Raw genomic sequence first — 13,463 nt, forward strand, 5'->3', positions numbered from 1 at the left:
GTCGAACCCCTCCGTCCCGACGCGTCACGCGTTCGGTGCCGAACAGGCGAGCGCCCGCCCCCGCCCTGCATAGACGGGCCGATACCGGCCAGGAGCGTGGGGGATAGGGATTCGGGCGAAAAGGATGGAGGAAACGCGATGAACTGGCGCCACGAGGCCGCCTGTCGGTGGGAAGACCCCGATCTGTTCTTCCCCGTGGGATCCAGCGGTCCGGCCCTGCTCCAGGTCCAGGAGGCCAAAGCGGTGTGCCACCGTTGTCCCGTCATGGAGGAGTGCCTCCGGTGGGCCCTCGAAGCAGGCCAGGACGTCGGTGTGTGCGGCGGCATGAGCGAGGAGGAACGACGGGCCGCGAAGCGGCGGGCCGCCCGTTCCCGTGCCCGGTCGACAGGCTGACGAGCGTCTCGCGAGTCGAGTCGGGGCCGGTACCGCGATCGCGGTACCGGCCCCGACTCGTTCTTCCGTGCGTCAGTGCTTGAAAGCGTCCTTGGCCTTCTCCTTGGCCTCGCGCGCATCACCCTTGGCCTGGTCCGCCCGGCCCTCGGCGGTCATCCGCTCATTGCCCGTCACGCGGCCGGCGGCCTCCTTGAGCTTGCCCTTGGCCTGCTCGGTCTTGGCTTCGGTCTTCTGCTCACCCGACACAGCTGATCACTCCCTGTGTACTAGTTCAAAAGCCTTACCCGGCCTCTTATGGTCGCTCCGGCGGATTTCAAACGGGCCGTCCGCACCCGGAACCGCTCATCCAGGAAGTCGCACGGCAGGGGGTGTGAGTTCGGCATGGCCGGGCATGCGGTGCTGCGGAGGTTGATAACAATGGTTCCCCTGCTTCTCGTACTTCTTCTGGCCCTCGTCCTCTTCGGCGCGGGTTTCGCCCTGAAGGCGCTGTGGTGGATCGCCGTCATCGTCCTGGTGATCTGGCTGATCGGATTCGTCGCCCGCCCGAAGGGCAGCAGTGGCCGCTGGTACCGCTGGTAGCGGCACCGGAAAGAAAGCCGTACGGGCGAATTCCCGCACGGCGCGTGAAAAGAGTCGCGGCTCAGGCCGCTTCGTCTCTGAAATCTGAGGAGTTGTTTCCGCGTGACTGAGCATGTGTGGGCTTACCAGTCGACCGCAGGGCACCTGGCGGGTACCGACCTGACCGGATACAAGGTCGAGGCGACGGACGGCGCCATCGGCAAGGTCGACAAGCACTCCGACGAAGTCGGTGACGCCTACCTGGTCGTGGACACGGGCGTGTGGATCTTCGGCAAGGAAGTCCTGCTGCCGGCGGGCACCGTGACCCGGATCGACCCGGACGAGCGCAAGATCTTCGTCGAACGGACGAAGGAGCAGATCAAGAACGCGCCGGAGTTCCACCGCGACAAGCACCTCGGTGACGCGGGCTACCGCGAGGAACTGGGAACGTACTACGGCACCGGCGCTCCCTTCGGGGGCCGCCCCGCCTGACGCCCCCGTGGCGGAAGGGGCGGAGCACGGTGCCAAGGCCGGCCGGGTCACGACCCGGCCGGCCTTGCCGTGCGCCCGCCGTGCGTCCGCGGTGCGCCCGGGGCCAGGCCTTGGCCGGGCGCACGTACGCCCCCGGTCAGATCTCCTCGGGCACCGAGTCCTCCCGGGCACTGCGCAGGACCACGGTGCTGTACGACTCCAGGCGCAGGGTGCTGCCCGCCTTCAGCTCCTGCTCGTCCGGGGCGTCCGTGCTCGCGGTGTCCACGAGCAGCGCCCAGCGGACCGCGAACCGGTCACCCGGAAGGCGGAAGTCGACGGCCCTGTCCGAGCTGTTGAACATCAGCAGGAAGGAGTCGTCGGTGACCCGGTTCCCGTAGGGGTCCGGCTCGGTGATCGCCTCACCGTTCAGGAACACGGTCAGCGCGGAGGCCCACGGAGCCGCCCAGTCCTCGTCCTGCATCGGCGTGGCATCGGGACGCAGCCATTCGACGTCCGCGGGCGGGCGGCCCGTGTGTCCGACCGCCCGCCCCGAGAAGAAGCGCCTGCGCCGCAGCACGGGGTGCCGGCGGCGGAGCCGGATCAGCCCCGAGGTGAAGTCGAGGAGCCGACGCCCGCGTTCGTCGAGGTTCCAGTCGATCCAGGTCGTCGGGTTGTCCTGGCAGTACGCGTTGTTGTTGCCGCCCTGGGTACGGCCCAGCTCGTCCCCGTGGCTGATCATCGGAATGCCCTGGGAGAGGATCAGCGTGGTCATCAGGTTGCGCTGCTGCCTCTCCCGCAGCGCCAGAACCCCGGGGTCGTCGGTCTCCCCCTCCACCCCGCAGTTCCAGGACCGGTTGTGGTCCTCGCCGTCCCGGCCGTCCTCGCCGTTCTCCTCGTTGTGCTTGTGGTCGTACGACACCAGGTCGCGCAAGGTGAACCCGTCATGGGCCGTGACGAAGTTGACGCTGGCGAGGGGGCGGCGCCGGTCGTGTTCGTACAGGTCGGCGGAACCGGTGATGCGCGAGGCGAACTCGCCGAGGGTGCCGTCGGCGCCGCGCCAGTAGTCCCGGACGGTGTCGCGGTAGCGTCCGTTCCACTCGGACCACAGCGGCGGGAAGTTGCCCACCTGGTAGCCGCCCTCGCCCAGGTCCCAGGGCTCGGCGATGAGCTTCACGCGCCGGCTGATCACCGGGTCCTGCTGGATGACGTCGAAGAAGGCGGAGAGCCGGTCGACCTCGTGGAACTGGCGGGCGAGGGTGGCGGCCAGGTCGAAACGGAAGCCGTCGACGTGCATCTCCTGGACCCAGTAGCGCAGGGAGTCCATGATGAGCTGCAGCACGTTGGGGTGGCGCATCAGCAGGCTGTTGCCGGTGCCCGTGGTGTCGTAGTAGCGGGAGCGGTCCTCGTCGGACAGACGGTAGTAGGCGGCGTTGTCGATCCCCTTGAACGCCAGCACGGGCCCGTTGTGGTTTCCCTCGGCGGTGTGGTTGTAGACGACGTCGAGGATCACCTCGATGCCCGCCGCGTGCAGCGCCTTCACCATCTGCTTGAACTCGGTGACCTGCGCTCCGCGGCCCCCAGTGGCCGCGTAGGCGTTGTGCGGGGCGAAGAAACCGATGGTGTTGTAACCCCAGTAGTTCGACAGGCCCTTTTCCGCCAGGTGGCCGTCCTGGACGAACTGGTGCACCGGCATCAGTTCCAGCGCGGTCACCCCGAGACCGGTGAGGTGCTCGAGGACGGCGGGGTGGGCGATGCCCGCGTAGGTGCCGCGCAGTTCCTCGGGCAGGGCGGGGTGGGTGCGCGTGAGACCGCGCACGTGGCCCTCGTAGATGACGCTGTCCGCGTACGTGTGACCGGGCGGCTTGTCGTCGCCCCAGTCGAAGCTGGGGTCGGTGACCACCGACAGCATGGTGTGGCCCGCGCTGTCCAGCTCGTTGGGCTCGGCGCCGTCCGCGAAGTGGTGGCCGTAGAGGGACTCGTGGTGGTCGAGGCGGCCGTCGATCGCGGTCGCGTACGGATCCAGCAGGAGCTTGGCCGGATTGCAGCGGTGCCCGGCGGCCGGGTCGAAGGGGCCGCTGACGCGGTAGCCGTACCGCTGGCCGGGGCCCACGTCGGGGAGGTAGATGTGCCAGGCGGACCGGTCGATCTCGGTCATCGGTACCCGGGTCTCGTGCCCCGCGTCGTCGAGCAGGACCAGGTCCACGCCGGTGGCGACCTCGGAGAACAGTGCGAAGTTGGTTCCGGAGCCGTCGTACGTCGCTCCCAGGGGGTACGGTTTGCCCGTCCATGTACGCATGCCGTCACGCTACTGTCGGCGCGGCCCCGGCGCCCGCCGGACCCTCACCCGGGCCGGCGCCACGCCGGGCGGCCGGGCGGTCCGCCCCCCCACGGTCCCGGCGCCGTACCGGCTCCGGGACCGTCGCGGACGGGGCACCATCGCCCGTGCCCGACCGGATTCCGGCGGTCAGCGGCTGCCGCGGAGGCGCCGGAACATCCCGCGGGCCTGCTCCCGCTTGCGCGGGTCGGAAGCCGCGCGCCGCACCGAGGCGATCGTCCGCTGCCCCTGCGGGCTGCGGCTGAACTGCTTGATCTTCGCGAACAGTCCGGACATGAACCCTCCCGATGTAGCCTCCTGATGCCCCGTCGTGTGCCCCGCCCCCCGCCCCCGAAACCGCGGGCCCGGATCGCCCCCGGCGCCGTCCATGGCGGGGGCATGACCGGTCCGGCGTCGCCACGCCGGGCCGGACGACCCGACACGAGCGACGGGCACGTACGGGAAGAGGGCGGGGTCACCTGTCACCTGCCTGGCCGAACGGAATCCGGACCCGCACCGTCACCTGACGCGCGCCGGCTCGTCGCCCCGTATGCGGCCGGCCGAGGGAAGTTCTCCTCGTCCGGTCGGGCCCGGCTCGACAGCCGTTCGGCGGGCCGGACAGGGTGGTGTTCCGTCTGCGGGGCGTGTGCACCCGGTCCCGCCTCACTGAGGGGAGCGTGCATGCGCGGTCGTCTCGCGCGCGCCACCGCCACGCTCTGCCTCGTCCTGGCCGTGCTGGGCCTGACTCTCTCCGCCCTCTCGGCGCCCGCTGTGGCGGACGACCGCCGGACCGTGGTGCTGCCCCTCAGCGGCACCCTCCGCCCCTTCGGCCCGGAGCCGATCGACGTCACGGGCAACGTCCGCATCCGGGTCGACACCGAATCCGGTCCGCAGGGCGGGGGCACCGCACGCATGACGAGCACCCTTCTGCGCACCACCGGTGTCGGCCGGGTCAGCGGCGGCCTCCACCGCTTCGTCGGCAGTGACACCCACGTGGCCGCCCACCCGCCCGACCCGATCACCCCGCTGATCTTCAACCCCCGTTACCCGCCGGACCCGGTGATCCCGATCGTGCCGCCACACCCGATCCAGCCCCTCATCGTGAACATGGCCCTCGCGGCGGACGGGACCATCAAGCACATCGGCGCGATCCTCGACCGGGGCTACGACGACAACCCCTGACCCCACGGCGAGTCCTTCTGCGGCCGCGGCCGGCCGGCCTCGGGCCGGGTCAGTGACCCCGGGGCGGCCGGCCGCCCGGGGCCTCACCGGATGCGCATGCGGTGCCGTTAGCCGGGGTTGACCGCGAAGCGCACGGACCGGACCAGGAGGTCGTCGCGCGCCGGGCTGCCGTGCGCGCGCAGCTTCCACTCCGGGCCCTCGCAGTTGGCTCCGGCGTAGACGACCACCGCGGAGTCCGTGTCGTTGTGCGGGCCGTAGCCGGGCTGCTCGTCGTCGTCGCTGACGGCGTAGAGGTTGACGCACTTGCCGCTGTGCGGGTCGTGCAGGGTGACGTGCTGCTCCTGCCCGAACCCGTCGACGTACTTGTAGTGGAAGTGGCCTTCGGCGGCGAGGGCCGATCCGGGCAGCGACAGGACGAGGGCGAAAGCCGCGAGGGCAGCGGCGGCGGTGGTGCGGAGCTTCATGGGGGAGAGGCCCCTTTCCGGGAGGGCGGGTCGGGCATTGCGGGCACGACCCTAGAGGGGCACCGACAGGCGAATCGATCCTCCGCGATCCCTTGGCGTGGCGGTCCCCGGGGCGGCTCACCGCGCGAAATCCAGGGCGGCCGTCCAGGTGGCGATGTCCGCCTCGCGCGCCGGGCGCGGCTCGGCGTCGTAGAGCTGTGCCACCCCTTCTTCGGGGCGGGTGGCGGGATTGGCGGCCCACACGTACGTCTGGCCCACGAGGTACTTGTGCTCGGTCTCGTCGCTCTGGCTGACCAGGATCTCCCCTGACGCGGTGCCCTTGAGGACGCGGTCGACGCGTACGCGGTAGGCGTCGGAGGGCAGCCCTTCGACGGTCCGTCGGCCCAGGTCTTCCAGGACCGTGGCGGTGAAGACCGCCGTGGCCTCGGGCGCCACCAGATGCGGGTCGGTGGTGTCGAAGGCGTGGACGGCCTCGCTCCGCGTGGTGTGCGCGGTGCGGTACTGGTCCCAGCCGACCCACGCCCCGCCGGCCAGGGCTGCGGCGGCACCAGCCGAGACGACAACGACGAGCGGCTTCTTCACGGTCATCCCCCCAACTGGTGGTAGGCGGTGCGGTCGGTTCTGGTGATCTCGTTGATGCCGGCGCGCGCGGCCTCGGCGTTGTCGGTCCACATGATGGAGGCCACTCGTGTGCTCTTGTGGCAGAAGCCGAGGGCGTGGCCGAGTTCGTGGGTGGCGACGCGGCGCCGGTGCGTGGCTGTTCCCCGGGCGGCTCCGTCGTCGAGGTAGAAGCGGTTCATGGTGATGCTGTCGGTGCCGGGCCGGGCGTTGAGACACCGGACTGGGCGCTATGCCCCACCGAAGGGCGTGTCCGGGCAACAGCCGGAACGCCCCTCCGGCCAGTCGACGTCGCTGAGGCTGGCGAGCAGGCGTCCATCGGCGAGAGTCGCCACGACATCGGCGTCATCAGCTGCGCCCTCGGCGAAGGCGGTTGGTGCGGTGTGGTCCAGGAGGAAGACGAAGTGCTGGGCGATCCGCGGCCGCCACTCGTCGAGGTGGCCGTCGGCGTCCAGACGGAGGTTGGAATGCCAGGCCGCCTGGGCGAGGACGGAAACGAACAACCCCAGGAAGTCGACCTCGCGCAAGTGATCGGCGTGCTCGATCAGGATCGCGAGATCCTGACGCCCACAGCCCGGGCCGTGCCAGTCGTGCAGGCAATCCACGAGCGCGTCCCAGTTGTGGCCGAAGTAGCCCGGGAAGGACAACTCCCGGGCGAAGACGCGGAAGACCGACGGGGCGTCGAGGATCTCACGGCCGTCGACGCGCAGGACCAGCCCGTCGTTCCGGGCGAGGGTCTCCGACTCAGAAGCCAGCCAGGAATCGGCGGGTGAGGTGAACACCAGCCAGGGGGAGCGGCGTTCCGTCAACGTCGGCGTCAGGACCATGCCACTGCGGGGTGCGTCATTCGTCCGCGGACAGAAGTGGGCGGTTTCGGCGCTCCTCCGCCGCGTGCCCCCGCAGGTGTGGTTCCGCACGGTCGCTCCCTGTTCAGATCCATCGGAAAGTGGTGTCGTCGATGGCGGGAAGCATGGCTGGTGCGGCGACAACGGAAGCGTCGGGTCTGAGGTCGGCGAGGGGAACGGGTGGGAAGAGGGCGAGGTCCCGCGTCTGCTCGCACGGAAGCCAGACGATCTGCCCGCGGCCCATCGCGTCGTCGTCCTCGAATGCCTTCAGCTTCGGCCGGACTCCTGGATTGAGCTTGACCAGGTAGACGAGATGCAGTTTGCGAGGCGGTGTGGAGCCGGGCCGGCTGACCATGGCGTCCAGCAGCCACATGAAACGCGGCGCTTGCGCGATGTCCTGCGGTCCGAGGCCGAGCTCCTCACGAAGCTCCCGCCGCAGAGCGTCGGACAGCGGTTCGGCGGGTTCCACGTTGCCGCCCGGCAGGGAGTGGTGAGCCGCCCCTTGGCCGTTGGTCCGGCGGATCAACGCCACGTCCTGACCGTCCAGGACCACGCCCGCGACCCGGATCTTGATCTGGTGGAACGGGGCTGCTTCGCTGTCCGTCATCTGTCATCGCCTCCTTGGGGGTGCCGGCATGCCCGATGACTCGTGCCTGCCGGGGGTGAACGTGAGTCCTCGGACGATCTTCGCAGCAGTCCTGCAGGTCGCGTGGGCGGTCCCGGCCGGGGCGGGGGAGAGGTGACCGGACGCCGAAGGCCACGGTCATCGGCTTGGAGAGCCATCAGAGCGGGGAGGCTGCCACGAGGGATGCCGGTGTCGGGGCCGTCGCCGCGGCCGTGTGGCATTGCAGCGGCGGCTCAGGGACGACCTGTTCCTCGACGGCCCACCGGCTCTCGGCTCCGGACAAGCGGTACCGCTCCACCCCGGTCCGACCGCTCAGTCGATGCCCGCGCGGACTTCACGGGCGAGTCGCGCGTAGCGCTGCCGGGCGGCGGCGATCTGCTCCTGGTCGGTGGAGCGCAGGCCTTCCCGCTCCTTCGCCAGCCGTGCCCTTGCGGCGTGGGCGTTCCGGATGGCTTCCTCGTCAGGCACCGGCTTGCTCCGCTCGGCAGCGATCAGCGCGCTGTAGGCGCCGACGGCCCCGTGGACCGCTTCGATCGCTGCCTCGTACGCGGCCGTTTCCTCGTTCGACCAGTCGTGCTGCTCCAACCGGTGGGTGACCGAGATGCTGTTCTCGGGATCGGTCATCGTTTCTCCTCTTCCGTACGTGTGCGAATGACAGCACATCAGGGGATCGGCCCGTGTGTCATGCCCGGAGCCGCGAGGGGAACCACGCTCGACGGGGCACATGCAGGCTCTGCGGCGTCTGTTTCAACGGGATGCTCGGCAGTTCCACCACTGCCCGCAGGCCCCGTGTCCGCGGCCTGTACCCGATTTCCGCCGAGGGGCCCGTCCCCGCTTGACGTCCGCCGTGCACGAGCGGCCGGGCCACCGGAGCGGGACGACGGGGAGGGCGGCACCGTCGAGCGCGTCAGCCCTGGGATGTAAACCCATGGGGCGATGCCCCGCGGGAGGGGCATGTGACAGCGTTCGGTCGTGCCCACGGACCGGCCGTGGCGCCGCGATTGACGATCCGTCCGTGACACCGGAGGCACCATGACCGTCCTGCCGTTCGCCGCCCACAGGAGCACGACACGCCGCCGCCTGCTGGGAGCCGCGCTGGCCGCCGGGGCCGCCGTGCCCCTGGCCGCCATCGCGGGCCCCGCGCGGGCGGAGCAGCGCCGTCCCGGCCCCGGCCCGGCGCGGCTCACGCTGCCCGTGCCCACCGGCCCGCACCCGGTGGGCACGTGCTCACTGCACCTCGTCGACCGGTCACGCCCGGACGGCATAGCGGGCCCCGGGCGCTTCCGGGAGCTGATGGCCACCGTCTGGTACCCCGCCCGGGACGTCGAGCACTACCCGGTTGCGCCCTGGATGCCGGCCGGCGCCCTTCAGGCGTTCCTCACCGACGCCGGGCTCAGCGGCCTGGTTCCCCTCGCACCGCTCACCGCCGGTCGCGTGGGCGCTCCGGTGCGGCGGTCGGGCCGACGGCTCCCCGTCGTCGTCTTCTCGCACGGCGCGCACAGCCACCAGGGCGACCACACCGTCATGGTCCAGGAGCTCGCCAGCCACGGCTACGCGGTCGTGACGACAGCCCACCAGTACGACACGTACACCGAGTTCCCCGACGGCCGGGTCGCCGTCCCGCTCTACGACCGGAAGGCACCGACGCTGCCCGGGGACTTCGCGGCCGACCTGCGCTTCGTCCTCGACTGCGTCGAGCAGCTCGCCGCCGGGCGCAATCCGGACGTCGACCAGCGGGCGCTTCCGGCCGGGCTGCTCGGCTCCCTCGACCCGCGGCGCACGGGCGCGTTCGGCTGGTCGAAGGGCGGGACGGCCACCGCCTGCGCCGCGCTCGCGGACGACCGCGTCCGGGCCGGTCTGAGCCTCGACGGCCCGATGCAGATGAACCCGCCGCTCTCCGGTGACCTGGACCGGCCGTTCATGATGATGTCCGCCGAGTTCACCCGGGCCACGGCTCCCGCTGCCGCCGCGTTCTGGTCGCGGCTTCGGGGCTGGCGGCTGGACATCCAGGCCCAGGGCGCCGCCCACATCTCGTACGGCGACAACGAGGCGCTGTTCCCCCAGGTGGCGAAGCTGCTCGGATGGAGCGGGCAGCAGCTCCAGGACGTGATCGGCACCCTCGACCCCGATCAGGCGGTCACGATCCAACAGGCGTACCCGCTGGCGTTCTTCGACGAGCACCTGCGTCACCGCCGCGGACACCTGCTCGACGGGCCGTCCCCGGCCTTCCCCGCCGTGACGTTCCTCCCCTGAGGCCCCGAGACCCAAGCGGCCGTCCACCGCGTCCGGTCCCCGCATGCCTTCGCCCCGCCCCGGCTTCGGGTCGGCCGCACCGGCACGGACAACCGCGTACGCCCACCCCGCCGTTCTGCCGATCCCGCGGCGGGGCGGGCGGTGCGGAGCCGTTGTCAGTGGCGGGCAGCATGATGACCCGCATGACCGAAACCAGTGCCCTGCTTTCCCCTGCCGCCTACGCCGAGGCAGTGACCACCGCCGTGGCGGCGTCGGCCGCGTACTACGGCGACGGGACCACCCCGCTCGGTGACGACGAGTACGACGGGCTCCTGCGGGCCATCACGGCCTACGAGGAGGCCCACCCGGGCGACGCGCTCGCCGAGTCGCCGACCGGGAAGGTGGCGGGCGGGGCCGTACGGGGGGACGTACCGCATGCGGTGCCGATGCTCTCCCTCGACAACGTCTTCGACGCCGACGAGCTCACCGAATGGGCCGCCGGACTGGAGCGGCGTCTCGGGCACCCGGTGGCCGGGTGGTGCGTGGAGCCCAAGCTCGACGGCCTCGCCGTGGCGGCCCGATACCGGGGCGGCCGGCTCGTCCAGGTCCTCACCCGCGGAGACGGGCTGGCCGGCGAGGACATCACCCACGCCGCGGACGCCGTCCTCGGACTGCCGCCGGTGCTCACCGAGCCGCTCGACGTCGAACTGCGCGGTGAGGTGCTGCTGACGACCGCACAGTTCGAGGAGGCCAACCGGGTCCGGCTCGCCCACGAGGCCACGCCCTTCGCGCACCCGCGCAGCGGAGCGGCCGGCACCCTGCGGGCCAAGGACCGCCCCTACCGGATCGAGCTGACCTTCTTCGCCTACGGCGCGATCGGCCTGGGCGACCTCGGTCACCTCGCCCTGCTGGAGACGCTGGCCGCGCTCGGTGCCCACACGGCCGCCGGCACGGCCGCCGCCCCGACGCGCTGCGAGACCCTGGAGCAGGTGCAGGAACGTATCGGCGTGATCGCCGGCCTGCGCTCAGAGCTGCCCTTCGGGATCGACGGTGTCGTCCTCAAGGCCGACACGGCAGAGGACCAGCGGCAGGCCGGCAACGGCTCCCGCGCCCCGAGGTGGGCGGTGGCCAGGAAACTGGCGGCCGAGCACAAGGTGACACGTCTGCTGGCGGTGGAGTGGAACGTGGGCCGGACCGGGATCATCGCCCCGCGTGCGGTCCTGGATCCCGTGGTCATCGACGGGGTGACGGTCACCTACGCCACGCTCCACAACCCGTCCGACATCACCCGCCGCGGGCTCATGATCGGCGACCAGGTGTTCGTGTACCGGGCCGGGGACGTGATCCCCCGGGTCGAGGCACCGCTGCCCGACCAGCGCACCGGCGCGGAGAGCCCGATCGTCTTCCCCGAGGCGTGCCCCCGCTGCGGCGACGCGATCGACACCTCCGAGCAGAGATGGCGGTGCGTACGCGGCAGGAGCTGCCAGGCCGTGGCCTCGGTGATCTACGCCGCCGGCCGCGACCAGCTCGACATCGAAGGCCTCGGCGGCACGCGGGCGGTCCAGCTGGTGGAGGCCGGCCTGGTCAAGGACGTCGCCGACCTCTTCACCCTGAACCGTGAGCGGCTTCTCGGCCTGGAGCGGATGGGCGAGACCAGTGCCACCAACCTGCTGGCCGCGATCGAGACCGCCCGCGGGGCCGCACTGCACCGCGTGTTCTGCGCCCTCGGCGTCCGCGGCACCGGGCGTACGATGTCACGCCGGATCGCCGCGCACTTCGGCTCGCTGGCCGCGATCCGGGCCGCGGACGCGGACGCGCTGGCCACGGTGGACGGCATCGGCACGGAGAAGGCCCGCGTCATCGCGGCCGAACTCGCCGAACTCGCCCCGCTCCTCGACAAGCTCCAGGCGCAGCGGGTCGGCACGCAGGTCACCGAACCGCGGCACGAGCCCGCGACCGGGGCGAACGACGGCCGGACCCCGGTGGGCGGTCCGCTGGCCGGACAGGCGGTCGTGGTGACCGGTTCCATGACCGGTCCCCTCGCGGCGCTGTCACGCAACGAGGTGAACGAGCTGATCGAGCGGGCCGGCGGAAAGGCGTCCTCGTCGGTGTCCAGGCGCACCACCCTCCTGGTGGCGGGGGAGAAGGCCGGCTCCAAGCGCACCAAGGCCGAGGAATGGGGAATCCGCGTCCTCGGCCCCGAGGAATTCGCCGCCCTCGTCGCCGACCTCCTCCCCGCCTGACCGTCGTAGTCCGCCGGCCCCGGCCCCGGCCCGGCCCCAGGGGCCGGATCTCCCTCGAGGCGATCAGGCTGCCGGTCGACGCGTCCGTGCCGCCCCGACACTTCCGGGTGACGGACGTACGGATCCGCTGACGGGCGGTCAGCCGCGGCGGTACACCGGGTGACACGAGAGATCATCACGTCGATCCGGAGGTCCATGTGCACGTTCAGCGATCCGCTGTACGGCGAACCATCGCAGCGGTGGCCATCGCGGCAGGGCTGGCGCTGCTGGCCCCCGCCCCTGTCACGGCCGCCCCGCACCCGCCGAAGCCACAGCAGCAGGTCTACGCCTACGTCACCAGCCTCGACGGCCACGTGTACGTGATCGACACGAGGAGCAACAGCGTCCTCGGGATCGGGACCACCGCCGTCGGCGGTGGCCCCGAGGAGGTGGTGGTCACCCCTGACGGCGCCAGTCTCTACGTCACCAACGCCTTCAAGTACGTGTCGGCGGTCAACATCGCCAAGAAGACCGTCACGGACATCCCCTACGACAAGAGCGAACTCTCTCCGGACATCCTCTACGGAGAAGCGATCGCCCCCGACGGCAAGCACGCCTACGTGGCCGTCCAGAACCCCTTCCACGGGGACAAGGTGTCGGTGATCGACACCGCCACCAACCAGGCCTCCGCCACCATCAAGGTCAACAGGCCCGACCAGGTGGTGATCAACCCCGGTGGCAAGCGGCTCTTCGTGTCCGACAGCAAGGGCGGCCTGTCCGTGATCAACACCGTCGACAACCAGGTCATCGCCACCATGAGCCTCGACGAACCGGCCAACGGCATGGCGGTCACCCCCGACGGCAAGCGCCTCTACGTGACCGGGGACAGCGGCACCGTCTCGGTGGTCAACCTCACGAAGCGGGAGATCGTCCGCACCATTCCCGGTGTCGGGACGGGCGGGCTGGCGATCAGCCCCAACGGCAACCGGGCCTACGTGGTCGGCGTCGACACCAAGATCAGGCAGGGCAAGGTGTCCGTCATCAACCTGAACACCAACAAGGTCATCAAGACCGTCCCGATCGGCGACATCCCGCCGAGCACCGGGTCGGGCCGGTACTTCCTCCCCGCGAAGGTGGCCCTCACCCCCGACGGGAAGAGCGCCTACGTGGTCGGCTCCTACGGCCACGGGACACCCCAGGGAACGGTGTTCGCCATCAACACCGAGACCGCCGCGGTGACCCCCATCACCGTCGGCGCCGGCGACACCATGGGAGTGGCCGTCGGCCGGCTGTGACGGCGCCACGAGCCCCCCGGCAGACCCGGCGGCACGCCGCTTCCTGCCGGCGGAGGAGCGCGACGCATGGTGCGTCCGCCGCCGCTGCCCGGACGGACGGGTCCGGGCAGCAGCGGCGGTCTTCCAGCGGGCTGTGGAGTCGCCCACGAAGCGGAAGCGCCTCGAGGAGCGGTCATCATGGCTCGCGCCGACCCGGTCCGGTCACGCCGGCATCAGGTGAGAACCGGCGTTCCATGCCGCCCTC

General features: G+C 71.2%; 16 protein-coding genes. 7 read left to right on the forward strand and 9 right to left on the reverse strand.

The annotated features are described in order from the left end of the window. The first annotated feature begins 138 nt into the window (after positions 1-138). On the forward strand, positions 139-393 hold the full coding sequence (locus tag ACZ514_RS04985) for a WhiB family transcriptional regulator (protein WP_468173683.1): 255 nt from the start codon (positions 139-141) through the stop codon (positions 391-393). A gap of 72 nt (positions 394-465) precedes the next feature. Here the strand turns inward: ACZ514_RS04985 and ACZ514_RS04990 are convergent, their stop codons facing one another. Beyond that, the gene (locus ACZ514_RS04990) at positions 466-639 is read right to left on the reverse strand and encodes a CsbD family protein (RefSeq protein WP_468173681.1); all 174 of its coding nucleotides are present in this window, start codon (positions 637-639) and stop codon (positions 466-468) included. A gap of 171 nt (positions 640-810) precedes the next feature. Between ACZ514_RS04990 and ACZ514_RS04995 the strand changes: the two genes are divergently transcribed. Together ACZ514_RS04995 and ACZ514_RS05000 are read left to right on the forward strand one after the other, a co-directional pair. Further along, a complete protein-coding gene (locus ACZ514_RS04995) occupies positions 811-972 on the forward strand; it encodes a DUF5670 family protein (protein ID WP_467893176.1) in 162 nt (53 codons plus the stop codon). A 102-nt stretch (positions 973-1,074) separates the two neighbouring features. Continuing rightward, positions 1,075-1,443 (forward strand): PRC-barrel domain-containing protein, encoded by a 369-nt coding sequence (locus ACZ514_RS05000; RefSeq protein ID WP_468173679.1) that lies wholly within the window; start codon positions 1,075-1,077, stop codon positions 1,441-1,443. Positions 1,444-1,579: 136 nt separating this feature from the next. On the opposite strand, the gene glgX is transcribed toward ACZ514_RS05000, so the two are convergent. Together glgX and ACZ514_RS05010 are read right to left on the reverse strand one after the other, a co-directional pair. After that, a complete protein-coding gene (glgX, locus tag ACZ514_RS05005; protein WP_468173677.1) occupies positions 1,580-3,718 on the reverse strand; it encodes a glycogen debranching protein GlgX in 2,139 nt (712 codons plus the stop codon). Between the two features lie 168 nt (positions 3,719-3,886). Continuing rightward, positions 3,887-4,033 carry a hypothetical protein gene (locus tag ACZ514_RS05010; RefSeq protein WP_468173675.1) on the reverse strand — a complete coding sequence of 49 codons (147 nt, stop codon included), beginning with the start codon at positions 4,031-4,033 and terminating at the stop codon, positions 3,887-3,889. Positions 4,034-4,417: 384 nt separating this feature from the next. Between ACZ514_RS05010 and ACZ514_RS05015 the strand changes: the two genes are divergently transcribed. Next, positions 4,418-4,918: a hypothetical protein gene (locus tag ACZ514_RS05015; RefSeq protein ID WP_469124132.1), complete on the forward strand. Its 501-nt coding sequence runs from the start codon at positions 4,418-4,420 to the stop codon at positions 4,916-4,918. Positions 4,919-5,025: 107 nt separating this feature from the next. Here ACZ514_RS05015 and ACZ514_RS05020 read toward each other — a convergent pair whose 3' ends face one another. From ACZ514_RS05020 to ACZ514_RS05045, 6 genes are all read right to left on the reverse strand, one after another. Beyond that, positions 5,026-5,382 carry a hypothetical protein gene (locus tag ACZ514_RS05020; RefSeq protein WP_468173670.1) on the reverse strand — a complete coding sequence of 119 codons (357 nt, stop codon included), beginning with the start codon at positions 5,380-5,382 and terminating at the stop codon, positions 5,026-5,028. Between the two features lie 117 nt (positions 5,383-5,499). After that, entirely contained in the window at positions 5,500-5,970 is a 471-nt protein-coding gene (locus ACZ514_RS05025; protein WP_469124133.1) for a hypothetical protein, read from the reverse strand. After that, positions 5,967-6,182 (reverse strand): matrixin family metalloprotease, encoded by a 216-nt coding sequence (locus ACZ514_RS05030; protein WP_469124134.1) that lies wholly within the window; start codon positions 6,180-6,182, stop codon positions 5,967-5,969. Before ACZ514_RS05030 ends, ACZ514_RS05025 begins: the two co-directional genes overlap by 4 nt. Before the next feature lie 48 nt (positions 6,183-6,230). After that, positions 6,231-6,827, reverse strand: a complete 597-nt coding sequence (locus ACZ514_RS05035) for a barstar family protein (protein WP_469124135.1) — start codon at positions 6,825-6,827, stop codon at positions 6,231-6,233. 103 nt (positions 6,828-6,930) lie between these two features. Then, positions 6,931-7,452 (reverse strand): NUDIX hydrolase, encoded by a 522-nt coding sequence (locus tag ACZ514_RS05040; RefSeq protein WP_469124136.1) that lies wholly within the window; start codon positions 7,450-7,452, stop codon positions 6,931-6,933. A gap of 330 nt (positions 7,453-7,782) precedes the next feature. Further along, positions 7,783-8,094 (reverse strand): hypothetical protein, encoded by a 312-nt coding sequence (locus ACZ514_RS05045; RefSeq protein ID WP_469124137.1) that lies wholly within the window; start codon positions 8,092-8,094, stop codon positions 7,783-7,785. Between the two features lie 408 nt (positions 8,095-8,502). Here ACZ514_RS05045 and ACZ514_RS05050 point away from each other — a divergent pair, with 408 nt between their 5' ends. From ACZ514_RS05050 to ACZ514_RS05060, 3 genes are all read left to right on the forward strand, one after another. Beyond that, positions 8,503-9,723: an alpha/beta hydrolase family protein gene (locus tag ACZ514_RS05050; RefSeq protein ID WP_469124138.1), complete on the forward strand. Its 1,221-nt coding sequence runs from the start codon at positions 8,503-8,505 to the stop codon at positions 9,721-9,723. A 173-nt stretch (positions 9,724-9,896) separates the two neighbouring features. Further along, positions 9,897-11,945: an NAD-dependent DNA ligase LigA gene (gene ligA / locus ACZ514_RS05055; protein WP_469124139.1), complete on the forward strand. Its 2,049-nt coding sequence runs from the start codon at positions 9,897-9,899 to the stop codon at positions 11,943-11,945. Between the two features lie 239 nt (positions 11,946-12,184). After that, positions 12,185-13,219: a YncE family protein gene (locus ACZ514_RS05060; RefSeq protein WP_468173656.1), complete on the forward strand. Its 1,035-nt coding sequence runs from the start codon at positions 12,185-12,187 to the stop codon at positions 13,217-13,219. The last annotated feature ends 244 nt before the right edge of the window (positions 13,220-13,463 follow it).

Source organism: Streptomyces sp. NPDC034086, assembly GCF_055575515.1.